The organism is Allobosea sp. LjRoot237 (genome assembly GCF_964253285.1).
Classification (GTDB): Bacteria; Pseudomonadota; Alphaproteobacteria; order Rhizobiales; family Beijerinckiaceae; genus Allobosea.
In genome coordinates, this window is record NZ_CAXUQP020000001.1 from 77,730 (window position 1) to 102,175 (window position 24,446).

The 24,446-nt window shown below is 66.6% G+C and carries 20 protein-coding genes; 13 read left to right on the forward strand and 7 right to left on the reverse strand.

The window, feature by feature from the left end:
* Positions 1–178: 178 nt before the first annotated feature.
* The 4 genes from ACSQ24_RS00360 (at position 179) to ACSQ24_RS00375 (ending at position 5,873) form a co-directional block, all read left to right on the forward strand.
* On the forward strand, positions 179–1,357 hold the full coding sequence (locus ACSQ24_RS00360) for an acetyl-CoA C-acetyltransferase (protein WP_436092776.1): 1,179 nt from the start codon (positions 179–181) through the stop codon (positions 1,355–1,357).
* A gap of 13 nt (positions 1,358–1,370) precedes the next feature.
* Entirely contained in the window at positions 1,371–1,586 is a 216-nt protein-coding gene (locus ACSQ24_RS00365; RefSeq protein WP_436092777.1) for a DUF1737 domain-containing protein, read from the forward strand.
* Positions 1,587–1,625: 39 nt separating this feature from the next.
* Positions 1,626–2,348, forward strand: a complete 723-nt coding sequence (gene phbB / locus ACSQ24_RS00370) for an acetoacetyl-CoA reductase (protein WP_436092778.1) — start codon at positions 1,626–1,628, stop codon at positions 2,346–2,348.
* Between the two features lie 387 nt (positions 2,349–2,735).
* On the forward strand, positions 2,736–5,873 hold the full coding sequence (locus ACSQ24_RS00375; RefSeq protein WP_436092779.1) for an autotransporter outer membrane beta-barrel domain-containing protein: 3,138 nt from the start codon (positions 2,736–2,738) through the stop codon (positions 5,871–5,873).
* A 27-nt stretch (positions 5,874–5,900) separates the two neighbouring features.
* Here the strand turns inward: ACSQ24_RS00375 and ACSQ24_RS00380 are convergent, their stop codons facing one another.
* Both ACSQ24_RS00380 and ACSQ24_RS00385 read right to left on the reverse strand, forming a co-directional pair.
* The gene (locus ACSQ24_RS00380; RefSeq protein ID WP_436092780.1) at positions 5,901–7,097 is read right to left on the reverse strand and encodes an MFS transporter; all 1,197 of its coding nucleotides are present in this window, start codon (positions 7,095–7,097) and stop codon (positions 5,901–5,903) included.
* A gap of 106 nt (positions 7,098–7,203) precedes the next feature.
* Complete coding sequence (locus tag ACSQ24_RS00385; RefSeq protein WP_436092781.1) at positions 7,204–7,875, reverse strand: GntR family transcriptional regulator; 672 nt, start codon at positions 7,873–7,875, stop codon at positions 7,204–7,206.
* Between the two features lie 44 nt (positions 7,876–7,919).
* Between ACSQ24_RS00385 and ACSQ24_RS00390 the strand changes: the two genes are divergently transcribed.
* Genes ACSQ24_RS00390 through yddG form a run of 3 tightly spaced genes read left to right on the forward strand, consistent with a single transcriptional unit; the run spans position 7,920 to position 11,053 of the window.
* Positions 7,920–9,086 carry a pyridoxal phosphate-dependent aminotransferase gene (locus ACSQ24_RS00390; protein ID WP_436092782.1) on the forward strand — a complete coding sequence of 389 codons (1,167 nt, stop codon included), beginning with the start codon at positions 7,920–7,922 and terminating at the stop codon, positions 9,084–9,086.
* Between the two features lie 10 nt (positions 9,087–9,096).
* Positions 9,097–10,113 carry a dipeptidase gene (locus ACSQ24_RS00395; protein WP_436092783.1) on the forward strand — a complete coding sequence of 339 codons (1,017 nt, stop codon included), beginning with the start codon at positions 9,097–9,099 and terminating at the stop codon, positions 10,111–10,113.
* Positions 10,114–10,165: 52 nt separating this feature from the next.
* On the forward strand, positions 10,166–11,053 hold the full coding sequence (yddG, locus tag ACSQ24_RS00400; RefSeq protein ID WP_436092784.1) for an aromatic amino acid exporter YddG: 888 nt from the start codon (positions 10,166–10,168) through the stop codon (positions 11,051–11,053).
* Positions 11,054–11,057: 4 nt separating this feature from the next.
* Here yddG and ACSQ24_RS00405 read toward each other — a convergent pair whose 3' ends face one another.
* From ACSQ24_RS00405 to gloB, 3 genes are all read right to left on the reverse strand, one after another.
* A complete protein-coding gene (locus ACSQ24_RS00405; RefSeq protein WP_436092785.1) occupies positions 11,058–11,834 on the reverse strand; it encodes a GNAT family N-acetyltransferase in 777 nt (258 codons plus the stop codon).
* Positions 11,835–11,836: 2 nt separating this feature from the next.
* Positions 11,837–12,295 carry a cupin domain-containing protein gene (locus tag ACSQ24_RS00410; protein WP_436092786.1) on the reverse strand — a complete coding sequence of 153 codons (459 nt, stop codon included), beginning with the start codon at positions 12,293–12,295 and terminating at the stop codon, positions 11,837–11,839.
* Positions 12,296–12,455: 160 nt separating this feature from the next.
* Entirely contained in the window at positions 12,456–13,220 is a 765-nt protein-coding gene (gloB, locus tag ACSQ24_RS00415) for a hydroxyacylglutathione hydrolase (protein WP_436092787.1), read from the reverse strand.
* A 174-nt stretch (positions 13,221–13,394) separates the two neighbouring features.
* Here gloB and ACSQ24_RS00420 point away from each other — a divergent pair, with 174 nt between their 5' ends.
* The 4 genes from ACSQ24_RS00420 (at position 13,395) to ACSQ24_RS00435 (ending at position 17,974) form a co-directional block, all read left to right on the forward strand.
* Positions 13,395–14,165, forward strand: coding sequence for a class I SAM-dependent methyltransferase (locus ACSQ24_RS00420; RefSeq protein WP_436092788.1), 771 nt, complete (start codon positions 13,395–13,397; stop codon positions 14,163–14,165).
* A gap of 109 nt (positions 14,166–14,274) precedes the next feature.
* Entirely contained in the window at positions 14,275–15,228 is a 954-nt protein-coding gene (locus ACSQ24_RS00425; protein WP_436097790.1) for an acetyl-CoA carboxylase carboxyltransferase subunit alpha, read from the forward strand.
* Positions 15,229–15,426: 198 nt separating this feature from the next.
* Complete coding sequence (locus ACSQ24_RS00430) at positions 15,427–16,848, forward strand: L,D-transpeptidase family protein (RefSeq protein ID WP_436092789.1); 1,422 nt, start codon at positions 15,427–15,429, stop codon at positions 16,846–16,848.
* Positions 16,849–17,062: 214 nt separating this feature from the next.
* On the forward strand, positions 17,063–17,974 hold the full coding sequence (locus ACSQ24_RS00435; RefSeq protein ID WP_436092790.1) for a TorF family putative porin: 912 nt from the start codon (positions 17,063–17,065) through the stop codon (positions 17,972–17,974).
* 90 nt (positions 17,975–18,064) lie between these two features.
* Here ACSQ24_RS00435 and ACSQ24_RS00440 read toward each other — a convergent pair whose 3' ends face one another.
* The gene (locus ACSQ24_RS00440) at positions 18,065–18,991 is read right to left on the reverse strand and encodes an AraC family transcriptional regulator (protein ID WP_436092791.1); all 927 of its coding nucleotides are present in this window, start codon (positions 18,989–18,991) and stop codon (positions 18,065–18,067) included.
* Between ACSQ24_RS00440 and ACSQ24_RS00445 the strand changes: the two genes are divergently transcribed.
* Complete coding sequence (locus ACSQ24_RS00445; protein WP_436092792.1) at positions 18,990–20,195, forward strand: MFS transporter; 1,206 nt, start codon at positions 18,990–18,992, stop codon at positions 20,193–20,195. The genes ACSQ24_RS00440 and ACSQ24_RS00445 overlap by 2 nt on opposite strands.
* Positions 20,196–20,297: 102 nt before the next feature.
* Here ACSQ24_RS00445 and secA read toward each other — a convergent pair whose 3' ends face one another.
* Positions 20,298–23,144: a preprotein translocase subunit SecA gene (secA, locus tag ACSQ24_RS00450; RefSeq protein ID WP_436092793.1), complete on the reverse strand. Its 2,847-nt coding sequence runs from the start codon at positions 23,142–23,144 to the stop codon at positions 20,298–20,300.
* A gap of 308 nt (positions 23,145–23,452) precedes the next feature.
* Between secA and ACSQ24_RS00455 the strand changes: the two genes are divergently transcribed.
* The gene (locus tag ACSQ24_RS00455; RefSeq protein ID WP_436092794.1) at positions 23,453–24,292 is read left to right on the forward strand and encodes a peptidylprolyl isomerase; all 840 of its coding nucleotides are present in this window, start codon (positions 23,453–23,455) and stop codon (positions 24,290–24,292) included.
* Positions 24,293–24,446 lie beyond the last annotated feature (154 nt).

Here is a 24,446-nt window from a genome sequence, read left to right on the forward strand (position 1 = left end):
ATAGCTCTTCGGCTGCCTGCTGCAAGTTTTTTGAGCGCAAGGCGGGGCTGCACCGAGTTTGCCTCGATGATGGGCTTGGCCGCTTAGCCGTCTTGACGGCGTCGCCTGCCCCTTCGAAGGTGGGTGGGACATACCGTACGGCCGGATGGCCGGCGGAAGAGAACCGGAGGATGGCCCCATGGCTGAGAATGACATCGTGATCGTCGGCGCGGCGCGCACTGCCGTGGGCGCCTTCACCGGCGCTTTCGCCAACACGCCAGCTCACGATCTCGGCTCGGCGGTGATCAAGGACGTTCTGAAGCGTGCCAAGGTCGAGGCCAGCGAGGTTGACGAGGTCATCCTCGGGCAGGTGCTGACGGCCGCACAGGGCCAGAATCCGGCCCGCAAGGCGGCGTTCGACGCCGGCGTGCCGCAGGGCGCGACCGCCTGGGGCCTCAACCAGGTCTGCGGTTCGGGCCTGCGCGCGGTGGCCATCGGCATGCAGCAGATCGCCAATGGCGACGCCAATATCATCGTCGCCGGCGGCCAGGAATCGATGTCGCTCTCGGCCCACGCCGCCCATATGCGCGCCGGCACCAAGATGGGCGATGTGAAGTTCATCGACACCATGATCAAGGACGGCCTCTGGGATATCTTCCACGGCTATCACATGGGCACCACGGCCGAGAACGTCGCGACCAAATGGCAGATCAGCCGCGAGGAGCAGGACAAGTTCGCCGTCGGCTCGCAGAACAAGGCCGAGGCGGCCAGGAAGGCCGGCCGGTTCAAGGACGAGATCGCGCCCGTGACGGTCTCGACCCGCAAGGGCGACATCGTCGTCGACGCCGACGAGTATATCCGCGAGGGCGCGACGCTCGAGGCGATGGCCAAGCTCAGGCCAGCCTTCTCGAAGGACGGCACGGTGACCGCCGGCAATGCCTCGGGCATCAATGACGGCGCTGCCGCGCTCGTGCTGATGACGGCGAAGGAAGCGAGCAAGCGCGGACTCATCCCGCTCGCCCGAATCGCCTCCTGGGCGACCGCCGGCGTCGATCCGGCGATCATGGGCTCGGGCCCGATCCCGGCGACCCGCAAGGCGCTGGAGAAGGCGGGCTGGAAGGTCGGCGATCTCGATCTCGTCGAGGCCAACGAGGCCTTCGCGGCGCAGGCGCTGGCGGTGAACAAGGATCTCGGCTGGGACCCAGACATCGTCAACGTCAATGGCGGCGCGATCGCGATCGGCCATCCGATCGGCGCGTCCGGTGCGCGCGTACTAGTGACACTGCTGCACGAAATGGCCAAGCGCGACGCCAAGAAGGGCCTCGCGACGCTTTGCATCGGCGGCGGCATGGGCATCGCCCTGGCTGTGGAGCGCTGAGCCGCACCTCGCCATGCCGAAGCAGACCACGCTCTACCGCTATCTCACCGGCCCCGATGACGCCTCGTTCTGTCATCGGGTCTCGGAGGCGTTGAGCCGGGGCTGGATCCTCTATGGCCACCCGACCCTGACCTATGACGCGAAAGCGGGTCGGGTGATCTGCGGCCAGGCGATCATCAAGGACGTCGACCGGACTTACGAGCCCGGTCTCGATCTCAGCAAAGAATAACGCGGCCTCGTAGCCGCGTCTAAGAGGGAGAAGACGACGATGGCTAAGGTTGCATTGGTTACGGGGGGAACGCGCGGTATCGGCGCGGCGATCAGCAAGGCCCTGCACGAGGCGGGCTACAAGGTCGCCGCGAGCTATGCCGGCAATGACGAGGCGGCAGCCAAGTTCAAGGCTGAAACCGGGATTCCCGTCTATAAATGGGACGTCGGCGACTACGATGCCTGCGCTGCCGGCATCGCCAAGGTCGAGGCCGAGGTCGGGCCGGTCGACATCCTCGTCAACAATGCGGGCATCACCAAGGACGGCTTCTTCCACAAGATGACCAAGGACCAGTGGTCGGCCGTCATCCGCACCAATCTCGACTCGTTGTTCAACATGACGCGGCCGGTGATCGAGGGCATGCGCGGGCGCGGCTTCGGCCGGATCATCGTGATCTCCTCGATCAACGGCCAGAAGGGCCAGATGGGCCAGGTCAATTATTCGGCGGCCAAGGCCGGCGATATCGGCTTCGTCAAGGCGCTGGCCCAGGAGAACGCCAACAAGGGCATCACGGTGAACGCGATCACGCCGGGCTATATCGGCACCGACATGGTCGCGGCGATGCCCGAGGAGGCGCTGAAGCGCGTCGTCGCCGGCATCCCGGTCGGGCGCCTCGGCAAGCCCGAGGAGATCGCCCAGACAGTCGTCTTCCTGGCGTCGGACAATGGCGCGTTCGCCACCGGCGCGACCTTCGCGGTCAATGGCGGCCAGTATATGGCCTGAGGCCTTCCAGATCGCCACGTCGCAATGCCCCGGGTAGGCGACGTGGCGGCGGCATCTTCCGTCGCTGACAGTGCAATCTGGTCGTGCGCCGCCAACGTCGATGCCTCAAAACACGTGCAATTCAGCCATGTCCTGAGCGCAGTTCGGATTCGGCGTGAGCCGGTTGAGTTTCTTTTAAAAGTTTAAATATTCCAACGCTTTCCGGTATCGCCGAGCATGCCGCAGGCACTGGCCGCGTTAATGCCACCTTAATCATCCCGCCGAAACTTCGCTGGACCTGGAGCGGGAATCGCTTCGACTATCGCGATGCGACCAATGGTCGCCGTGTTCTGAAAGTGAGGTTCGGCAAGCCGTTCCACATGCCAGGCCATTAAAGGGGGGAAGCCGGTGAAGTCTGCACGGGCGCGCTGTCTCGCATTGCTGTCGACCTCGTCGCTGGTCATCTACGCACTCCATACAGATGCCGCCCTGGCCGGCTGCGGCCCGACAACTGCGGGCAACGACATCGTCGTCTGCGATGCCGGCACGGCGCCCGACCCGACCGCTGCGCCGGTCAATCTCCAGGCTGGCAACGACACGCTGACTGTCAACAGCGGCACCTATAGCGGTGGCTTCACCGGTGGCGCCGGCACCAAGACGGTCACCTTCAACGGTGGCACCATCGCGAATTACACGAACACAGTCGGCACCAGCCTGATCACGCTGCCCGGCGGCAGCACCGTCACGGTGGCGGGTGGTGTCACGACCGGGGCGGGCGCCGATCGCTTCGAGATCAACGCCGGAACCGTCAACGGCGCCGTCAGCCAGGGCGGAGGTATCGATATCTTCGTCATGAATGGCGGCACGATCGGCTCGCTGGCGCAGGGCGACGGGCTCGACAACTTCCTGATGACGGGCGGCACCATCATTGGCGCCTTCGAGGACGGCGACGTCGCGACGATGACCGGCGGCACGATCGGCCGCGTCGACATGAAGCTCGACAATAATCTCTTCGACATGTCGGGCGGCCGGATCATCGGCAATCTGGTGACCGGTTTCGGCAATGACACGATCATCGTCTCGGGCGGCTCGATCGGCGGCAACATCAGTGTCAGCGGCGGCACCGACAGTGTCACCGTCACGGGCGGTGCCATCGGTGGCGAGATCCGGATGAGCGCTGGCACCGACACCTTCCTCTGGCAGGGAGGCGGCACGATCGCCGGCCTGATCGACATGGGCGATGGCGACGATACGGCGACGCTGCGCAATCTCGGCGACGCCAACGTCACAGCGACGCAGCGGATCACCGGCGGGAACGGCACGGACCTCCTGGTGCTCGCCGGCGCCGGTCCGACGGCGATGAATGCCGGCCTCATCACCGGCTTCGAGCAGCTGAACAAGATCGAGCCGGGAACCTGGACCCTGAGCGGGTCGCTGACAGATTTCCAGACGGTCAACGTGCAGCAGGGCACGTTGCGGCTGACCGGCGACAACTCCGCCTTCGCCGGGCAAACGATCGTCGATTCGGCAGGTATTCTCGAGGGGCCGGCGCTGGGCATCACGCCGGCGGTCACCAATAACGGGCTGGTCCGCTTCGCCCAACCCGATGTCGGCACCTATGCCGGCACAATCAGCGGCGTCGGCGCTGTCGAGAAGACCGGCGCCGGCACCACGATCCTGACCGGCACCAACACTTATACCGGTGGCACGACCATCACTCAGGGCACGCTGCAACTCGGCGCTGGCGGCACGAGCGGTAGCATCGTCGGCAATGTCGCCAACAATGGCACGCTGGCCTTCAACCGCTCCGATCTGGTCACCTTCGCCGGCACCATCTCCGGGACTGGCGCGGTCACGCAGGATGGTTCCGGCACGACGGTGCTGACCGCCGTCAACACCTATGCCGGCGCAACGAGCGTCACGGCCGGGACGCTCGCGGTCGGCGATGCGGCCAATCGCGGTGCGGCGCTGGCGGGAGGAGGGCCCGTCACGGTCGCGGCCGGCGCGACGCTGGGTGGCTATGGCCGTGTCGCAGGTTCCGTAACCAATGCCGGCACGATCGCGGTGGCCGACGCGGTGGCCGCCTTTGCCGGAGCCGGCAAGGGCAACTTCACGATAGCGGGCACGCTGACCAATGCGGGCCTCGCGCAGGTTGGCGGCGCCGGCATCGGCAACAGCCTGACCGTATCCAACTATATCGGCCAGGGCGGCACCGTCGGGCTCAACACCTATCTCGGCAGCGACGGTTCGCCGTCCGACCTGCTGGTGATCAATGGCGGCGCGGCGAGCGGGAGCTCGCGGCTCGCAATCACCAATGTCGGCGGACCGGGCGGCGCCACGACCGGGGACGGCATCCTGGTGGTCGATGCCATCAACGGGGCGACGACGAGTGCGAGCGCCTTCTCGCTGGCGGGCTCGGTCGCGGCCGGCGCCTACGAGTATATCCTGTTCCATGGCAGCACGACCGGTGGATCGAGCCAGAGCTGGTATCTGCGCAATACGCTTGTTCCGGAGACGGGAGGCTCGGATACCGAAGCTGCGCCGGGCTCGCCGGTGCTGCCCGACGTGCCTGCCGGCTCGACGCCCATTCCGCTGTATCGGCCCGAGGTCGCCGCCTACGCGGCCGTGCCGGCGATGGCGCGACGTCTCGGCGTCGCGACGCTCGGCACCTTCCATCAGCGTCGCGGCGAGCAGAGTCTGCTGAACGGGCAGGGCAACTTCGCCGCGGGCTGGGGGCGCGTCTTCGGCGAGCGGACGGAGCAGCGCTGGTCGGGAACCGTCGATCCGGAATTCGACGGCCGCATCTGGGGGCTCCAGACCGGCCTCGACCTCTTTGGGATCGACCGCCCGAGCGGCCATCGTGACCGATTCGGCCTGTTCTTCGGTTATGGCCGGGCCGAGGGCGATATCCGCGGCTTCGCGATAGGCCAGCAGCGCAGTCCGACCGGCAAGCTCACGCTCGATTCCAAGAGCCTCGGAGCCTATTGGACGCATCTTGGCCCGACAGGGTGGTATGTCGACGCCGTGCTGATGCACAGCTGGCTCGATGGCGACGCCCGCTCCAACCGCGGCGTGCGTGGCGATATCGAAGGCAGTTCGGTGACCGCCTCGCTCGAGGGTGGCTATCCGATCGCGCTCGGAGCGGGATTCGTGCTCGAACCACAGGCGCAGCTGATCTGGCAGCACGTGTCGCTCGACCAGACCCGCGATCGGTTCTCGGCGGTGAGCTTCGAGAATGGCGACAGCCTCACGGGGCGGATCGGCGCCCGCCTGCAGACCAGCCTCCTGCTTGGCGGCGCCGAATTGCAGCCCTATCTGACGGCGAATCTCTGGCACAATTTCAGCCGCACCGACAAAGTCCTGTTCGACGCGACCGATGTGATCCCGACGCGGTTCAGGGGGACCTCGCTGGAGGTCGGCGGCGGCGTGGTCGCCAAGATTACCGCCAATGTCAGCCTCTACGCGACCGGCGGCTATGTGACGGCGCTGGGTGACGACAAAGGCCATAGCCTGCGCGGCAATCTCGGAATGCGCGTAACCTGGTGAGCTGCGCAGCCGCGAGTCGGCGGACGGTCAGCTCCGCGCCCCTTTCGGCAACAGGAAGGTCAGGAGGCCGAAGGCCGGCAGCCAGGCGCAGAGCGAAAAGACCTGGATGATGCCGATCTTGTCGGCCAGCGCGCCGAGTCCGGCTGCCGCGACACCGCCGAGGCCGAAGGCGAGGCCATAGAACAGCCCGCCGACCAGCCCGACCCGATGGGGCACCAGGTCGATCGCGTAGATCAGGATCGCCGAGAAGGCGCTCGCCATGATGAAGCTGATCACCACGGTCAGGATCACGGTCCAGGCGAGGTCGGCATAGGGCAAGGCGAGCGCGAAGGGCAGGCTGCCCAGGATCGAGAGCCAGATCACGCGATGGCGGCCGATGCGGTCGCCGATCATGCCGCCGATGATCACGCCGACGGCGCCGACGACGAGATAGAGGAAGAGCAGGATCTGCGAGAGCTGCAGCGACACGTGGAAGCGCTCGATCAGGTAGAAGGTGTAGTAGGAGGTGAAGGACGCCGTATAGGCGTTTTTCGAGAACAGGATGACGATCAGCACCGCCATCGCCAGCAGGACGCGACGGCGCGGCATGCCATGCGAGGCGACATCGTCGGAATGGCTTTTTGAGGCGACCTGCTCGCGCCGGAACGCCGAATAGCGCGCGCCGATCCAGGCCATCAGCAGCATGGCGACGAGCACGATGCCGGAGAACCAGGACAGGCTCGGCTGGCCGTTCGGCACGACGATGGCAGCGGCGAGCAGCGGGCCGATCGCATAGCCGGCATGGCCGCCGACCTGGAAGACGCCCTGGGCCAGGCCCTGACGGCCAGCGGCGGCATGGCGGGCCATGCGGGTCGCCTCGGGATGGAAGACGGCCGAGCCGGTGCCGACCAAAGCAGCCGCGACCAGCACCATCGGGTAGCTGTGGGCGAAGGCGAGCGAGAGCAGGCCGGCCAGCGTCGCGCCCATGCCGGCGACCATCGCATAGGGCCAGGGCTTCTTGTCGGTGAGGTAGCCCAGGACCGGCTGCAGCAGCGAGGACGTCACCTGGAAGGCGAGCGTGATCAGGCCGATCTGCACGAAGTCGAGCTGATAGGTGTCCTTGAGCAGCGGGTAGACCGCCGGGATCATCGACTGGATCAGGTCGTTGAGCAGATGGGCGACGCTAAGCGCCGCCAGGACCGGCATCAGCGGGCGGGAGGCGCTCGGCAGGGGGATCGTGGTCATGCCCGACGCTTGCGCCCGCGTGCGGGCATGGTCAATTGCCTGGCGAAGCGCCCGATGCATGCCAGCCATCACGCCGAAGCCGGACAGCCGGTTCGGCTGAATCCCTTCAGCGCGGGGCGGTGGGGCCGCTCTGAAGCTTCTCGGCCAAGGCCTGGCCAGCATTGAGGATGTGCGCTTCCAGTGTCCGCGCCGCCTCCTCGATCCGGCCCTGAGCAAGCGCGTCGAGAATCTGCCGGTGCTCGGCATCCGAGCGCGGCTGCCAGTCCAGATCCCGCCAGGTCGCGAACAGGAAGCGCGCCGAGGCGCGATGCAGATCGTCGATCGTCGCCAGCAGGCGCTTCATGCGGCAGGGCGCCGTGATAGCACGGTGGAAGCGTTCGTTGGCGCGCTGCCAGACCAGCAGCTCTCCGCTTGCTTCGGCTTCGGCGAGAGCGGCAGCGGCCTCGTCGAGATCGGCCGGCGTCAATCGCGGAAAACCCTGGCGCAGCGCCAGCGCCTCCAGCGTTGCCCGCATCGCCGTCACTTCGAGGACGAGGTCGGGTTCGAGCGGCGCGACGCGGACGCCGCGCCGTGGCTCGCTGATCAGCAATCCCTGTGCTTCGAGCGTGCGGAAGGCCTCGCGGACCGGCACATGGCTCGCGCCGAATTCGGCGGCGACATGGTCCTGGCGCACCGGCGCGCCGGGCGCCAGCGTTCCCGTGACGATGCGTTGCGCCAGGCTGCGCGCGATGCGCCCTGTGAGCGAGTGGTCGCTGTCGGTCCGGTCTTGCAAGCTCATGGTCGGTATGGTTTCATAGATAATATATGATTTAAGGTGTCCATATGCCCCGTCAACGACCGTCACGCCTGCGCCATATCGCCGGAATCGGCGTCGACCGCATGGGATCGATTGCCGACGCCTCGGGCAAGGATTTCCTGCGGCTCGAAAACCTCGACACCGATATCCTGCCCGACGCCGAGGCGATCGCACGCACGGTCCGCGCTGCCAGCGAGGATGCCGACAACAGCTATCTGCCCTTCGTCGGCCAGGCGCATCTGCGCGATGTTGCGGCCCGCCATGTCTCGGCGATGTCAGGCGTGAGCTACAGCGGCGAGCGCAACTGCGTGATCTCGGCGGGCGGTCTCTCCGGCGTCCTCAATGTCTTGCTGGCGACGATCGAGGTCGGCGACGAGGTGATCGTCACCGACCCGACCTATGCCGGCCTGATCAACCGGGTGCGGCTTGCCGGCGGGGTGCCGCGCTTCGTGCCGTTCATGTTCGAGCCTGGCGGTGAATGGCGACTCGATCGCGAGGCGCTACGAGCGAGTATCGGGCCGAAGACCACCGCCATGTTGCTGATGTCGCCGTCGATGCCGTCAGGAGGCTGCCTCGACGCGGGAGATTGGGCGCTCGTTGCCGAGCTCTGCGTCGCGCATGATCTCATGCTGATCGTCGACACGGCGATGGAGCGGCTGGTCTTCGATGGCCGGCCGGTGCTGCATCCAGCCGGGCTGCCGGGCATGGCGGAGCGGACGATCACCGTCGGCTCGTCGGCGAAGGAGCTGCGCATGATCGGCTGGCGGGTTGGCTGGATCGTTGCGCCGGACGAGTTCATGCCCGATCTCGTCGCCGTCTCGCTCGCCAATGTCGTCGTGCCGGTCGGCATCGGGCAGGATGCGGTCGCGATTGCGCTCGAGAATTCGGCGACGACGCTAGCGCCTTATGTCGCCGAGTTGCAGGCGCGGCGCGATTGCGTGCTTGAGGAGCTGCGCGGGCTTCCGGTCGGGGTTCCGGGCGGCGGCTGGTCGTTGCTGCTGCGGGTCTCGGATTTCGGGCTCGACGGTGCGGCGATGTCCGAGAAGCTGCTCGCCCAGGGTGTCTGTGCCACCGCCATGGCCGGCTGGGGCGAGACGCATGGCGCGCAATATATCCGCTTCGTCTACGCCAATGAGCCGGTTGGACGCCTGCGCGGGCTGGGCGACCGCGTCCGCACTGCGCTCGGTCTATGAGGAGCGCGAGATGATGACGGAGTGGCGCCGGACGCGGCCGGAGCTTGAGGATGCGATCGTCTGCGACGGGCTGCTGCCCTGGGCGCAGAGCTTCCTGCCGCTAGGGGCGAGGCTGGGTGAACAGCTGGCGCGCTTTCATGCGCAAGGCTGCAACCACATCTCTCTCACCGCCGCAGCCGGCACTGACGGGCCGGTGGAGGCATTGGCGCGGCTCGGTTTCCTGCGACGCGAGATCGCGGCGGCGGGCGACTGGCTGACGATCGCTTCGGATGCGGCCTCGATCCGACGGGCGAAGGCGGAGGGGCGGCTCTCGGTTTCCTTCCATTTCCAGTCAGCGACGCCGTTCGCGCCCGATCTCGACTTGGTCGAGGCCTTCTGCGCCGCCGGCATCGACCGCGCTATCCTGGCCTACAACGAAGCCAACCCCTTCGCCGATGGCTGCCACGAGGCGCGCAATGGCGGGCTCTCGGCATTGGGGCGGCGGCTGATCACGCGCATGGATGCGTGCGGCATGCGTATCGACCTCAGCCATTGCGGCGCGCGGACGAGCTTCGATGCGCTGGAGGCGGATTTGCGTTTGCCGCCGATCTTCTCGCATTCCAATGCGCGGGCGCTCTTCGACCACGAGCGCAATATCACGGACGACCAGATCAGGGCCTGTGCGGCCCGCGGCGGCTATATCGGCGTCAATGGCGTCGGCATGTTCCTGGGCGTCGCCGGACCGCAGATCCCGCAGGCGATGGCCCGGCATCTCGCCCATATTGCCGGGCTCGCCGGGCCGGACCGGGTCGGCCTCGGCCTCGACTTCATGTTCCTCGAAGGCAGCGATTACGGCTTCTACCATGCCGCCAAGGGCCGTTGGCCGCGCGGCTACCCGGAGCCGCCCTGGGACTTCTTCCAGCCGGAGCAGCTCGATGATCTGGTTGCCGCGCTGGAGGCGGAAGGCTTCGGCCCGAGCGAGATCCGCGGCATTCTAGGGGAGAACTATTTGCGGCTGGCCCTTCCAATCGGGGTATCCCCGCCATAGGCATGAAGCCGGAGCTCTGCTAACCGGGCACGACCCTTCGAGCCCGTTTGTCATGACCTCCCGCACCGCCACCGCGACCGGCTTCGTCGCCATCCTGCTCTGGTCGACGCTGGCGCTGTTCACCGCCATGTCCGGGCGGGTGCCGCCGTTCCAGCTCGTCGGCATGACCTTCGTCATAGGCGGGCTGTTCGTGCTGGCGATCGCCGCGGCGCGGGGCCGCCTGCATCTGGCGCGGCCGACGCCGGCCTCCTTCCTGCTCGGGCTTTATGGCCCGTTCGGCGACACGGCGCTCTATTATGCCGCGGTGAAGACGGCGCCGGCGGCCGAGGCCAACCTGATTCACTATCTCTGGCCGCTGCTGATCGTGCTGTTCGCGGCGTTGCTGCCGGGCGGGGGCCTGAAGCCGCGTCACCTGATCGGGGCGCTGATCGGCCTCGTGGCGACGGCGATGCTGATCTCGGGCAGCCTAGGCTCGGGCGGCGCGGGCATCCAGCTCGGCCATGCGCTGGCGGCGCTCGGCGCCTTCGTCTGGGCGAGCTATTCGGTGCTGTCCAGGCGTTTCGCCGGGGTACCGTCGGAGAGCCTCGCCATCACCATGCTCGGCTGCGCCATTCCCGCCTTCGCCTGCCACCTTGCCTTCGAGACGACCTTGTGGTTGCCGAGCCCCGTCGAGTGGGGCGGCGTGTTCGGCCTCGGCCTCGGCTCGATCGGGCTCGCCTTCATCTGCTGGGACATCGGCATGAAGAAGGGCGATGTCGCCTTGCTCGGCGTCGCCTCCTATGCCGCGCCGGTGCTCTCGACCGTGGTCCTGGTCATCGCCGGCTACGCGCCGGCGAGCTGGCTGTTGGCGATTTCCTGCGTGCTGATCGTCGTCGGCGCGCTGGTCGCGAGCTTCGGGCCGACGGCGAAAACTACCGCGCCGAAGGCCGCCGGAGGCTGAGTGCTCAGGTATCGAGAATCCGCGTCTCGTAGGCATAGATCGTGCGGAAGCCGAGCCGCCTGTACATCTCGAAGGCGAGGCCGTTGCTCTGGTCGACCTGGAGATAGGCTTGGGCACAGCCCTGCGCCGCCGCCCAGCCCATCAGCCCCAGCATCAGCCGCTTGCCGAGGCCCTTGCCGCGCAGATTCCCGTCGACGATGACGGCGCCGATCTCGGCCATGCCGCGCTCGGCGACGCTCATGGCGTAGGCCGCCGGGCGCCCCTCATGCATCAGCGTGGCGAAGGCGGCGGGCAGGCGCACGCCGGTGACGATCGCGGAAAGGTGGTCGCGATTGCGCTTTGCGCCGATCTGGTGGCTGCAGACCCCATCGATCCAGGCAGCGTCCGCCTGCGCCGTCGCGACGATCCCCGGATCGGTCAGGTGCAGGCCGGGATCGAGCTCGGCGACCATGCCGAAGGAGGCGGTCTCGATGCGGTAGCCGCGCTCGGCGAAGCGCCGGCGGGCGCTCTCGGCGACCAACGGCGTGAAGCGGATGCGCGGCGGCAGGCTGGCCTGTCGATAGAGATCCTCGACGAAGGCGAGCGTCGCCTCGTCCATGTCGCCGCCCTCGCGTAGCGAGGAGGCCGAGTTGGCCCTGCCGGAGTAGCCGTTGGCGAAACGGACCACCCATTGGTCGACGACGAGCGTGGTCGGCGCCGGCCAGGCGTTGACGATACGGGTCTCGCAGGCTCCGACCAGCGCCAGGTCGATCCCAAGGATGTCGATGACGGGCTTGTCCACAATCAGCCTCCCGCGGGCCGTGGCGTCGGCCGCCAGTCGGGCGGTGCCATCTCGAAGCCGGAGAACGCAAAGCCCGGCGCGACGGTGCAGCCGACCAGCGTCCAGGCGCCGAGCGAGGTCGCGCTCTGCCAGTGGCCGGCCGGCACGACGATCTGCGGCCGTTGCCCGGTGGCGAGATCCTTGCCGAGATGATGGGCCGAGGCGTCGTGCCCGTTTGGCGAAAGCGTGATCACCAAAGGCGCGCCGGCATAGTGGTGCCAGATCTCGGCGGCGTCGACGCGATGCCATTCCGAGGTCTCGCCGACATCGAGCAGATAGTAGATCGCCGTCGAAAAGCCACGCCCCTCCGGTCCGGCGGGGTCACGGAAGGTCTCGCGATAATGCCCGCCCTCGGGATGGGGCTTCAGCTCGAGCAGGCGGATGACCTCGGCGGCGCTGAGGCCGTGCAGTTGTGCGCTCATGCTGTCTTCCATGATCGTCTTTCCTCAGCCCTCATCCTGAGGAACGATCGAAGATCGTGTCTCGAAGGATGTTCCAGGAGGCTCCGGAACCAGCTGGAGCATCCTTCGAGACGCCGCCACGCGGCTCCTCAGGATGAGGGCTGGGTCGTTAGGCGGACTGTCAGAACCTGTTCTTGGCCTCGCGCAGCGCCGTAAAGACTTCGCCCGCCGGCTTGCCGACGATGCCGAGCGTCGCGGCGAGTGCCGGCTCACCGGCGCGGAAGAAGGGGTTGGTCGCCTTCTCCTCGCCGACCGTGGTCACGGCCCAGAAGCGCCCTTCGGCTTTCGCCGCCTCGGCTTCGGCGAGGCGGGCGGCGACGGCTGGGTTGCTCGGGTCCATCGCCGCGGCGAAGCGGGCGTTCGAGAGCGTGTAGTCGTGACCGGTGATCAGCGTGGTCGCGTCCGGCAGCGCCATGATCCGCGACAGCGAAGTCCACATCGCCTCCATCCGGCCGGGCATGACGCGGCCACAGCCCATGACGAAGACGACGTCGCCGACCAGCGCGAGCTTCGCCTTCTGGCTGACGAGGCTGACATGGCCCTCGGCGTGGCCGGGTGTCGCCCAGGTCTCGAAGTCGTAGCCGCCGACCGCGACGCGGTCGCCCTCGCCGAGGACGACATCGACCGGCGCGCCGGCGCGGGCGGCCTCTGGCGCGAAGACCTTGGCGCCGGTCGCCTGCTTCAGCGCGGCGATGCCCTGGACGTGGTCGGCGTGCTCGTGCGTCACCAGCACCTGGTTGATCGTCCAGCCCTTCGCCTTGGCGGCGGCGAGCACCTCGTCGGCATCGGGAACGTCGACGGTGGCGCAGGCACCGGTGCCGGGGTCGCGCAGCAGCGCGCCGGCATTGTCGCTGAGCGTGCGGAAGACATGGATGTCGAGCGGCATGGGAAGCTCCCTGGGCGAGTAGCGAATAGCGAATGGCGAATAGAGGTCGCCAACCGGGGCTGATCCTGCCTCCTACAGCGTTCCGTCGTTTGGCCCAATATCCATTCGCTATTCGCTACTCGCCATTCGCTTGCTCCCTTGCGCTCCCGATGCCGCTGCGCCATCTCCGTTGGCATGGCCTTGGACGTCGTCGACCTGCGCACCTTCTATGCCAGCCCGCTCGGGCATGTGGCGCGCCGGGTCGTCGGCAAGGTGATGCTGAAACTCTGGCCCGATTGCCGGCGCCAGCGCCTGCTGGGCCTGGGCTTCGCGACGCCCTATCTGCCGCTGCTCGGTGGCGAGACCGAGCGGGTCATCGCCTTCATGCCGGCAGCGCAAGGCGTGGTGAACTGGCCCGCGCCCGGTCTCTCGGCTTCGGCCCTGGTCGAGCCGACCCTGCTGCCGCTGCCGACCGCCTCGATCGACCGCGTGCTGATGGTGCACGCGCTCGAGGAGACAGAGAGCCCCGAGGATCTGCTCGAGGAGATCTCGCGGGTGCTGAGCCCAGGCGGGCGCCTGATCGTCGTCGTGCCGAACCGACGTGGCTTGTGGGCGCGGATGGATACGACGCCGTTCGGCCATGGCCGGCCGTTCAGCCGCTCGCAGATCGAGGCGCTGATGCGCCGCGCCATGTTCTCGCCCGAGCACTGGGTCGAAGCACTCTATGTGCCGCCGCTGCGCCGACGCCTGTTCATGCGCTCGGCCATGGCCTGGGAGAAGGTCGGCGCCGGCCTGGCGCTGCCCTTCGCCGGCGTCTACGTCATCGACGCAACCAAGCAGTTCTACCGGCGCGCACCCTTGCGCGCGACGCGGCGCAGCTTCGCCTTCCGGCCGGTGCTGCTGCCGCAGGCTCACTCTTCTTCACACCTGCAAAGGCAGGATGATAGGGGCGGGCCGGCGGGTTGACAATTTCGCCGGGGCGCGGCCAAGGTCCGCCGCCTTTTTTGACCGTTCCGTCGCCGCGGCCCGTGCTGTCGCCTTTTCCCTGGGAAAGCGGGACCAGATCTGGATGTCGATGCGAAGCTATCTCGATTTCGAAAAGCCGGTCGCCGAGCTTGAGGCGAAGGCGGATGAACTGCGTACACTCGACGGCAAGGGCGACGGCTACTCGCTCGCCGAGGAGATCAGCAAGCTTGAGGGCAAGGCCTCGCAGGCGCTGAAGGATCTCTATGGCACTCTCACGCCCTGGCAGAAGACGCTGGTGGCGCGCCACCCGCAGCGCCCGCATTTCCTCGACTACTGCTCGGCGCTGATCGACGAGTTCACGCCGCTCGCGGGCGACCGCGCCTTCGGCGAGGACGAGGCGATCGTCGGCGGCTTCGGCCGTTTTCGTGGCGAGCCGGTCTGTGTCATGGGCCAGGAGAAGGGCAACTCGACCGAGACCCGCATCAAGCACAATTTCGGCATGCCGAAGCCAGAAGGCTACCGCAAGGCGGTGCGCCTGATGGAGCTGGCCGACCGTTTCGGCCTGCCGGTGCTGAGCTTCATCGACACTGCCGGCGCCTATCCCGGCATCGAGGCCGAGGAGCGCGGCCAGGCCGAGGCGATCGCACGCTCGACCGAGACCTGCCTTGCGCTGCGCACGCCGAGCGTCGCGCTGGTGATCGGCGAAGGTGGCTCCGGCGGGGCGATCGCCATCGCCGCCGCCAGCAAGGTGCTGATGCTGGAGCACGCGATCTATTCGGTGATCTCGCCGGAAGGCGCGGCCTCGATCCTCTGGCGCGACACCGCCCGCGCCCAGGATGCCGCGACCGGCATGAAGATCACCGCCCAGGACCTGCTGCGCTTCGGCGTCATCGACAAGATCGTCACCGAGCCGACCGGCGGCGCCCATCGTGACCCGCAGGCTGCGATCGAGCGGGCTGGCTCGGCGATTGAGGCGGCGCTGTCCGACTTTGCCGGCCTGAGCGCCGACGAGATCGTCGACCGGCGGGCGCAGAAGTATCTGGCGATCGGCCGAACGCTATAGCCGGGCTCAAGTGTACTGAGCTTCGCAGATGGTCCGGCGGGGGCTTTACCGCGGCTTCACCATATGGCCATCTGCAGGCTCGCTGTGGTAAGGAACGGTCAAGGCTAACGGTCCTACAACCGAGCAACGGGCATAATTTGGCCGCGTTGTATCGGGCATTGTCGGGTCCGAGCGTCCGCGCGAGATGGGATTGACGACGTGGCTGTGAGACATTTCGCGCTGGCGGCGCTCCTTGGCCTCACTTTGGCAGCCTGCGAAGAGGACCGCTATCGCGGCTCCGCGCGCCATAACATTCCGATTCCGTCTGCGACCTACACGCTGATGTCCGAGAAGGGCATGAGCAAGAGCCAGCCCATCGTGATTCGTTCCTACAAGAAGGAGTCGGAGGTCGAGGTCTGGAAGAAGCGCGCCGACGGCAAGTACGCGCTGCTCAAGACCTATCCGATGTGCCGCTGGTCCGGCCAGCTCGGCCCGAAGGTGCGCGAGGGCGACCGCATGGCGCCTGAGGGCTTCTACGCCATCAGCCCGGCGCAGATGAACCCGAACTCATCGTTCTACGTCTCGTTCAACATGGGCTATCCGAACGCCTATGACCGCGCGCATGGCCGGACCGGCGCCCATCTGATGGTGCACGGCGCCTGTTCCTCGGCCGGCTGCTACTCGATGACCGACGACCAGATCGGCGAGCTCTACGCGCTGGTGCGCGAGGCGCAGAATGGTGGGCAGAAGGCCGTGCAGATGCAGGCTTATCCCTTCCGGATGACGCCAGAGAACCTCGCCAAGCATCGGCTCGACCCGAACATCGCCTTCTGGAAGAACCTGAAGGAAGGCTCGGACTATTTCGAGGTGGCCAAAGACGAGCCTTCGGTCTCGGTGGCTGGCGGGCGCTATGCCTTCAACCGCGACGGCACCCAGGTCGACTCGTCGATCACGCAGGCGCTTGCCGAAAAGCGCCAACAGGATGAGATCCAGGTCGCGGCGCTGGTCTCGAAGGGCACGCCGGCGATCAAGCTGATCTATGACGACGGCGACCAGCATTCCTCGTTCAAGCGCCAGCTGGCCCAGTCCGGCGCCGATTCAATGAACAGGTCGGTCGCCTGGGGCTCGCGTGACGTCGGCATCAGCCGCGTCGATTCGCTGATTGGCCCGCGCGTCGTCGTGCTCGACGACAAGGGACGTACGAAGGCGACTGTCCGGGCTGAATCGGCTGACAACGACGCAGTGCTCGCCGCCGTCCGTGGTGCCGCCGAACAACCGGCAGCCGATGCCAAGTCGGCAACCGTCGTCGCAGCCGCGCCGGCGAAACCGGCTGCTCCTGTCACCAGGTCGAGCGAGGCAGCGACGCAGGTCGCCAAGGTGATGCCGGGCGCCGCGACTGCTGCCCCGATCCAGACGGCGGCGGCCGAGCCAGCACAGCCCTCCTTCTACCAGCGGGCGCTGAGCTTCGTGCCGTTGCTCGGCAGCTCCTCCGAGTCGAAGGAGCAGGCGCCGGTCGCCTCCGTCGTTCCCGAGACGCCGCAGACGGTGACCGCGCCATTGCCGCCGCGCCGGGCTTCGACCCTGCGGACGTCGCAGCTGCAGCCCGACGCCTCCTATGCGAGCCAGCCCGTGGCGCGCTGAGCGGCCCCGCAATCGCTTGATGTAAAAAAGTCACGCCCGCGGCCAGCGATGGCGGCGGGCGCTTTTGTAGGCGTCTAAACAGCGAAATCCGCCAGCATTGCTCATTGCGCGGGCAGGTTGCAAAAAACCTCGCCTTGCCGATGCTGCGCCCGCGGCGGCTTAATCATGGCGAATGCATGACGAGAATCGTGCAGGAACCTTGATGGAGTTCGCGATGGCTGCCTTGAACACTTCCGGCTTGCTGACGGGCTTTGCGCTGTCGATGGCGCTCACAGCTTCTGCGTTCGCCTCGGATCTGCCGAGCCGCAAGGGCGCGCCACCGGTGCCGGTCGCGCCGAGCATCACCTGGTTCGACATCGCCGTCAGCGTGAAGGGCATGACGGACTATAATTTCCGCGGCATCTCGCAGACCGACCGCAAGCCGGCGATCCAGGGCGGCGCCGAACTGCAGGTCTACGACAATCTGTTCTATGTCGGCGTCTACGCCTCGAATGTCGATCTGGCGACCAGCCCGCCGGCCGAAATCGACTTCTACGGCGGCATCCGGCCCAAGTTCGGCCCGGTCACCGTCGATCTCGGTGTCTGGCAGTACTACTATCCGGGCGAAAAGGCCTATATCGACACGGCCGGCGTGTTCTGGACGCCTAAGAACACCGATTACACCGAGGTCTACGGCAAGGTCAGCTACAACTTCGAGGACAAGCTGATCGTCGGCGCCAACCTGTTCTACGCCTGGGACTGGCTCGGCACCGGCGCGACCGGCACCTACGGCTCGGTGACGGCGAAGTACAACCTGCCGTTCCTCGAGGGCCTGTCGGTCTCCGGCGAGCTCGGCCATTACTGGCTCGGCACCACCAATCTCGCGATCTGGTCGACGGTGCCACCGACCGACCTGCCGGATTACACCTACTGGAACGCCGGCCTGTCCTATACCTACAAGAACCTGACGGCTGATCTGCGCTATCACGACACCAGCCTGTCGAAGGGCGACTGCTTCCTGCTGACGGCCGATCCGCGCGGCATTACCGCCGGCACGGGGCGCTCGAAGTGGTGCAACCCGACCGTGGTGGCGACGCTCTCCTTCGATATCACCGCGAGCAGCGTCGGCATCTTCGCGCCGAAGTAAGAGCTTTGATCGGACAGACTTGGTTGGGTAAGGCCGCTCGCGAGAGCGGCCTTTTCCATTTATGCGACCGGAATTGTTCAGCTTGAGCAGCTACCGCGCCAATGAGGCTCTCATGTAGTTGCGCGGCGCGGTGCCCAGCCGCCGCCTGAACATCGTCGTGAACGCCGCGACATTGTCATAGCCCGCAAGCATGGCGACCTGCGTGACCGGCACACCTTCCGCCAGCCGGGGCAAGCAGGCGAACAGGCTGGCCTGCTGGCGCCAAGCGACGAAGCTGAGACCCGTCTCACGCTGGAAAAGCCGAGTGAAGGTCCGCCGGCTCATTGCCAGCTTCGCGGCCCAGTCGTCGAGGCGCTCATTGACCGAGGGCGCGGCCATATAGGCGCGGCAGAGAGCGGCGAGGCGCCTGTCGGCCGGGAAGGGCAGGCCGAGCGGCCGAATGGGGAGCGCGGCGATCTCCGCCGTCAGCAATTCCAGGACGAGCGCGAGCTTGCGGGTGCCGGGCGGAGCATCGCTCAGGCGGATCGCCTCGACGATCAGCGCGTGCGCGAGATCGGTGACGCCGAGCACCTGAAGCATGCGCTCCGCCAGGTCGTCCTGCCCGGTGAGCAGATAGACCGACTTGATGCTGACATCGCTCAGCACTTCCACCGAATGCTGCAGCCGGGCCGGGATGAGCAAGCCATGGCCCGGTGGGATCATCCAGCTGCCGCGCTCGGTGTTGATCTGGACCACGCCGGAGAAAGCGCAGAGGAGTTGGATTTGGCGATGGCTATGTGGCGCTATCGTATAGCCAGCGGGGTTGTCCGAGATGCGGACCAGCACATCGGCATCGGCATCGGCAACCGTGCCGTGAAGTTGGCGATGATCGGCATGGAGGGCCTCGACCTGTTGCCGTAGCAGCTTTCTCATCGATTGGCCCAAACACGAAAGAGATAGACCGAAACACGAAAGAAGGTCACAGGCAAGCCTTGTAGAAGGAGCACCAACACAGTCTGCGCTCAGGAACACCGCCATGGTTGCAACGATCGAGGGGAGCCGGCCCCGCTTCGAGAAGACGACGATCTCCGTTCTGCTGGCGGTCAGCTTCTGCCACCTGCTGAACGACGTGATGCAGTCGCTGCTGGCCTCGCTCTACCCGCTGTTCAAAGCCAATTATGCGCTGGACTTCGTCCAGATCGGCCTGCTGACCATGGCCTTCCAGGTCACGGCGTCGTTGCTGCAGCCGGTCGTCGGGATGGTGACCGATCGCTGGCCGATGCCCTATTCGGCGCCCGCCGGAATGGCCTCGACCTTCGGCGGCCTGATCCTGCTCGGCAATGCCCATAACTTCGCGGTGCTGGTCGTGGCGGCCTGCCTCATCGGCCTGGGATCGGCGATCTTCCACCCGGAGGCGTCGCGGGTCGCCCGGCTCGCCTCGGGCGGGCGGCACGGTCTGGCGCAGTCGCTGTTCCAGGTCGGAGGCAATCTCGGCTCGGCGCTGGGACCGCTGCTCGCCGCCTTCATCGTCCTGCCCTTCGGCCAGGGCAGCGTCGCCTGGCTCTCGGTCATCGCCATGGCGGGTGTCGTCGTCCTGACCCGGGTCGGACATTGGTATGCGGCCCATCGCCGGGCCCAAGCCGGCCGCCCGGCCGCGAGCCGCGCCTTGCCGCTGCCGGGTCGGCGCGTCGCCTTCGCCTTGTCCGTCCTGGTCCTGCTGACCGCGACGAAGAACGTCTACATGGCGAGCATATCGAGCTACTTCACCTTCTACGTCATCGAGCAGTTCCAGCTCGGCTTCCGCGACGCGCAGCTGATGCTGTTCCTGTTCCTGGGGGCGGCGGCGGTCGGCACCTTCGCGGGCGGGCCGATCGGCGACCGTTTCGGGGCGCGCTTCGTGATCTGGTTCTCGATCCTCGGCGTCATCCCGTTCGCGCTGCTGCTGCCTTACGCCAATCTGTTCTGGACCGGCGTGCTGAGCGCGGTGATCGGGTTGATCTTCGCCTCGGCCTTCTCGGCGATCGTGGTCTTCGCGCAGGAACTAGTCCCGGGACGCGTCGGCCTGATCGCCGGCATGTTCTTCGGCTTCGCCTTCGGCGCGGGCGGGCTGGGCGCCGCCTTCCTCGGCGGCTTCGCCGATGCTTACGGCATCACCTTCGTCTACAAGGTCTGCTCCTATCTGCCGCTGCTGGGGCTGCTGACCATCCTGCTGCCGCGCCTGCCGCCGCAGGGGCGGGAATAGGCATTGCTCAGGCCATCCGTCGATCAGACTGCAGATATGAAAAAGGGCTCCAGCCGATGGCTGGAGCCCTTTTCTACGTCTTGGACGGGACGAAAGCTGCGATCAGACGAACTGGCCGTGGCAGTGCTTGTACTTCTTGCCGGAGCCGCACGGGCAGGGCTCATTACGCCCGACCTTGCCCCAGCTCTCGGGATCGGCCGGGTTGCGCTCGGCGACGGCGAGATCGCCGTCGGTCGCGGCGAATTGCGGCTGACCGCTGAGGAAGCCGGCCGGGGGGGGCGGCAGGGCGCCGCCGCTGCCCTGGGCGAGGTCAAGACCCTCTTCCGGCGGCGCCTCGAAGCGGACCTCGACGCGCATCAGATTGCCGGTGACCTGTTCGCGCAGACGGCCGATCAGCCCGTCGAACAGCTCGAAGGCTTCCTGCTTGTACTCGTTCAGCGGGTCGCGCTGGGCATAGCCGCGCCAGCCGATGACCTGGCGCAGATGGTCGAGCGTGACGAGGTGCTCGCGCCAGAGATGGTCAAGCGTCTGCAGCAGGACCTGCTTCTCGATATAGGTCATCACCTCTTCGGTGTTGCGCTCGATGCGCGCCGTGTAGTCGTCATCGGCGGTCTTGCGGATGCGCTCGCGCAACTCGGCGTCGGCGATGCCCTCTTCCTTGGCCCAGTCCTCGATCGGCAATTCGAGATTGAGATAGGTCGCGACGTCCTCGCGCAGGCCGGCGGCATCCCACTGCTCGGGATAGGCGTCCTCGGGGATGCGCCGTGAGACGGTGTCCTCGACGACGCCCTGGCGCATGTCGTCGATGGTCTCGCGCACACTCTCCGCCCGCATGAACTCGCGACGCTGCTCGAACACGACCTTGCGCTGGTCGTTCATGACGTCGTCGTATTTCAGGATGTTCTTACGGATGTCGAAGTTGCGCGCCTCGACCTTGCCCTGCGCCTTCTCGACCGCCTTGTTGATCCAGGGATGGACGATCGCCTCGTCCTCCTGCAGGCCGAGCTTCTGCAGCATGCCGTCCATCCGGTCGGAGCCGAAGATGCGCATCAAATCGTCCTGCAGCGACAGGAAGAACTTCGAGCGGCCCGGATCGCCCTGGCGGCCGCCGCGGCCGCGCAGCTGGTTGTCGATGCGCCGGCTCTCATGGCGCTCGGTGCCGATGATGTAGAGGCCGCCGGGGCGGGTCGTGGTCTTGGCCGGGCGCGAGCCCTTGGCCGGCTCGAGCTCGATGGTCTCGGAGGCGTTGAGGACGATCTCGCGGAAGCGCGCGACTTCCTCTTCGATCGCCTTGATCTTCGCCTGCTTCTCCAGCCCGTCCTCCATACCGGCGGTCTCGTGCGCGACGCGCATTTCGACATTGCCGCCGAGTTTGATGTCGGTGCCGCGGCCGGCCATGTTGGTCGCAATGGTGATCGCGCCGGGCACGCCGGCCTCGGCGACGATGAAGGCCTCCTGCTCATGGAAGCGGGCATTCAAAACGGCGAACTGCTTGGCGCTCTTGCCCGAGCGGGCGGCGGCGTAGAGCTTGTCCAGCGCGTCGGGTTGCGAGAAGTCGATCTGCTTGAAACCGGCCTCCACCAGCATCTCGGCGACGAGCTCGGACTTCTCGATCGAGGCGGTGCCGACCAGCACCGGCTGCAGGCGCTCGCTGGCGCGGTCGAGCTCCTTGATGATCGACTTCACCTTCTCCGGGAAGCTGCGATAGACCTCGTCATCGTCGTCGATGCGGGCGACCGGGACATTGGTCGGGATCTCGACGACCTCGAGCTTGTAGATCTGCTCGAACTCGTCGGCCTCGGTCGCGGCCGTGCCGGTCATGCCGGCGAGCTTCTTGTAGAGGCGGAAATAGTTCTGGAAGGTGATCGAGGCCAGCGTCGCGTTCTCGGGCTGGACGGTGACGTTTTCCTTGGCCTCGAGCGCCTGGTGCAAGCCTTCGGAATAGCGGCGTCCGGGCATCATGCGGCCGCTGAACTCGTCGATGATGACGACCTCGTCATTGCGGACGATGTAGTCCTTGTCGCGACTGAAGAGGGCGTGCGCCCGCAAGGCCTGGTTGACATGGTGCACCAGAGTGACGTTGGCGGAGTCGTAGAGATCGCCCTCCTTGAGCAGTCCGGCTGCCCTCAGCAACTCCTCGATATGCTCGTTGCCGGCCTCGGTCAGCGCCACGGTGCGCTGCTTCTCGTCGACCTCGTAATCGGTCTTGACCAGCCCGGGCAGGACCTTGTCGATCGCGACATAGAGGTCCGACTTGTCGTCGAGCGGGCCGGAGATGATCAGCGGCGTACGCGCTTCGTCGATCAGGATCGAGTCGACCTCGTCGACGATCGCGTAATGGTGGCCGCGCTGGCTCATCTGCGCGACTTCGTACTTCATGTTGTCGCGCAGATAGTCGAAGCCGAACTCGTTGTTGGTGCCGTAGGTGATGTCGCAGGCATAGGCGCGCTGGCGTTCCTCGTCATCGAGGCCGTGCACGATGATACCGACGGAGAGGCCGAGGAAACTGTAGATCCGGTTCATCCACTCGGCGTCGCGGCGGGCGAGGTAGTCGTTGACGGTGACGACATGGACGCCCTTGCCGGCGAGCGCGTTGAGATAAACCGGCAAGGTCGCGACCAGTGTCTTGCCTTCGCCGGTCTTCATTTCGGCGATGGCGCCCTCGTGCAGCACCATGCCGCCGATCAGCTGAACGTCGAAATGGCGCTGGCCGAGCGTGCGCTTGGCCGCCTCGCGCACCGTGGCGAAGGCCGGAACGAGCAGGTCGTCGAGCTTGGCGCCGTCGGCGAGCTGCTGCTTGAAGGTTTCGGTCCGGGCGCGAAGAGCCTCGTCGGAGAGCTGCGCCACCTCGGCTTCGAGCGCGTTGATCGCGGCGACGCGGGGTTGGTAGCCCTTCACCCGCCGATCGTTCGACGAGCCGAAGAGTTTCTTTGCAAGCGCGCCAAGCATGTCTGGCCTTTCAATGGCGAATCCGGCCGGCGCCAGCAGGCGCAGCCGAAAGCGGTAACCTTCAGAATTTCACGCGCGTGTTTAGACGTGCGCAGGCGCATGGTCCAGCACGCGCTTGTCCGCGCGCATGTAGGGTCCGGCCATGCCGGTTCCAAGAGGCTCGGCCCGGCGCCACGGCGTTGCAGAGGATTGAACCTGAGAGGTCGGCTCGCGTTGATGTGCGAGGCCCAGCCTTGCCAAGGTCGCGTTCTGCTGGCACTCAGCCGGCGAGATCGATTTCCGCGCCGTCCAGTCGAAAGGCCGCACCGATGTTGTCCTCCCGTCTCGCCATGCTGTCGCTTGGCTTCGCGCTGGCCGCCGTGCCGGCCCTTGCGCAACAGGACAAGCCCGTCGCCAAGGTCGATGGCATCACCATCACCGAAGGTGACCTCAAGCTTGCGGAAGACGATCTCGGCGAGCGCACCGCGCAGATGCCGGAGGAGCGCAAGCGCGAGGAGCTGATCAACTACCTGGTCGACCTCAAGCTCGGCGCCAAGACCGCGGCGGCGGCCAAAGTCGGCGAGGGGCCGGAATTCGCCAAACGCCTCGCCTATAACCGCGACAAGCTGCTGCTCGACGAATACCTGACGGTCGAGGCCAAGAAGGCGGCAACCCCCGAGGCGGCCAAGAAGCTGTTCGAGGACACCGTCAAGGCGATGAAGCCGGAGGAAGAGGTCCACGCCCGCCACATCCTGGTGCCGGAGGAAGCGCAGGCGAAGGCGGCGCTGGAGCGGGTGAAGAAGGGCGAGGACTTCGCCAAGGTCGCCGCCGAGCTCTCCAAGGATCCGGGCTCGGGCAAGGAGGGCGGCGATCTCGGCTGGTTCGCCAAGGACCGGATGGTGCCGGAATTCGCCGAAGTTGCCTTCAAGCTCGAGAAGGGCCAAGTCTCCGAGCCGGTGAAGAGCCAGTTCGGCTGGCACGTCATCAAGCTCGAGGACAAGCGCAGCAAGCCGCTGCCGAGCTTCGACGAGGTCAAGCCGCAGATCGACCAGTATCTGGTCCGCAAGGCGCAGCAGGACCTCATCGTGGCGCTGCGCGAGAAGGCCAAGGTGGAGCGCCTCGACAAGCCGGCTGCTCCGGTGACCCCGGCCGAGCCGAAGAAGCCCTGATCGGGCCGTGGCGCGCTCCCCTTCTCCCCCTGCGGGAGAAGGTGCCCCGAAGGGGCGGATGAGGGGTCGCGCCGTCCTATATCGTTGAATGTGCTTGAGGGGTCGCGGCAATCTTTGCCGCGACCCCTCGTCCGTCTCGGCTTCGCCGAGCCAC

Excerpts from the sequence above, each read along its gene's own strand:
- ACSQ24_RS00360 (WP_436092776.1), top strand. The coding sequence starts at position 179 with ATGGCTGAGAATGACATCGTGATCGTCGGCGCGGCGCGCACTGCCGTG.
- ACSQ24_RS00365 (WP_436092777.1), top strand. The coding sequence starts at position 1,371 with ATGCCGAAGCAGACCACGCTCTACCGCTATCTCACCGGCCCCGATGAC.
- phbB (WP_436092778.1), top strand. The coding sequence starts at position 1,626 with ATGGCTAAGGTTGCATTGGTTACGGGGGGAACGCGCGGTATCGGCGCG.
- ACSQ24_RS00380 (WP_436092780.1), bottom strand. The coding sequence starts at position 7,097 with ATGACCACGATCCCCCTGCCGAGCGCCTCCCGCCCGCTGATGCCGGTC.
- ACSQ24_RS00385 (WP_436092781.1), bottom strand. The coding sequence starts at position 7,875 with ATGAGCTTGCAAGACCGGACCGACAGCGACCACTCGCTCACAGGGCGC.
- ACSQ24_RS00390 (WP_436092782.1), top strand. The coding sequence starts at position 7,920 with ATGCCCCGTCAACGACCGTCACGCCTGCGCCATATCGCCGGAATCGGC.
- ACSQ24_RS00395 (WP_436092783.1), top strand. The coding sequence starts at position 9,097 with ATGATGACGGAGTGGCGCCGGACGCGGCCGGAGCTTGAGGATGCGATC.
- yddG (WP_436092784.1), top strand. The coding sequence starts at position 10,166 with ATGACCTCCCGCACCGCCACCGCGACCGGCTTCGTCGCCATCCTGCTC.
- ACSQ24_RS00410 (WP_436092786.1), bottom strand. The coding sequence starts at position 12,295 with ATGAGCGCACAACTGCACGGCCTCAGCGCCGCCGAGGTCATCCGCCTG.
- gloB (WP_436092787.1), bottom strand. The coding sequence starts at position 13,220 with ATGCCGCTCGACATCCATGTCTTCCGCACGCTCAGCGACAATGCCGGC.
- ACSQ24_RS00420 (WP_436092788.1), top strand. The coding sequence starts at position 13,395 with ATGGCCTTGGACGTCGTCGACCTGCGCACCTTCTATGCCAGCCCGCTC.
- ACSQ24_RS00425 (WP_436097790.1), top strand. The coding sequence starts at position 14,275 with ATGCGAAGCTATCTCGATTTCGAAAAGCCGGTCGCCGAGCTTGAGGCG.
- ACSQ24_RS00435 (WP_436092790.1), top strand. The coding sequence starts at position 17,063 with ATGGCTGCCTTGAACACTTCCGGCTTGCTGACGGGCTTTGCGCTGTCG.
- ACSQ24_RS00445 (WP_436092792.1), top strand. The coding sequence starts at position 18,990 with ATGGTTGCAACGATCGAGGGGAGCCGGCCCCGCTTCGAGAAGACGACG.
- ACSQ24_RS00440 (WP_436092791.1), bottom strand. The coding sequence starts at position 18,991 with ATGGCGGTGTTCCTGAGCGCAGACTGTGTTGGTGCTCCTTCTACAAGG.
- secA (WP_436092793.1), bottom strand. The coding sequence starts at position 23,144 with ATGCTTGGCGCGCTTGCAAAGAAACTCTTCGGCTCGTCGAACGATCGG.
- ACSQ24_RS00455 (WP_436092794.1), top strand. The coding sequence starts at position 23,453 with ATGTTGTCCTCCCGTCTCGCCATGCTGTCGCTTGGCTTCGCGCTGGCC.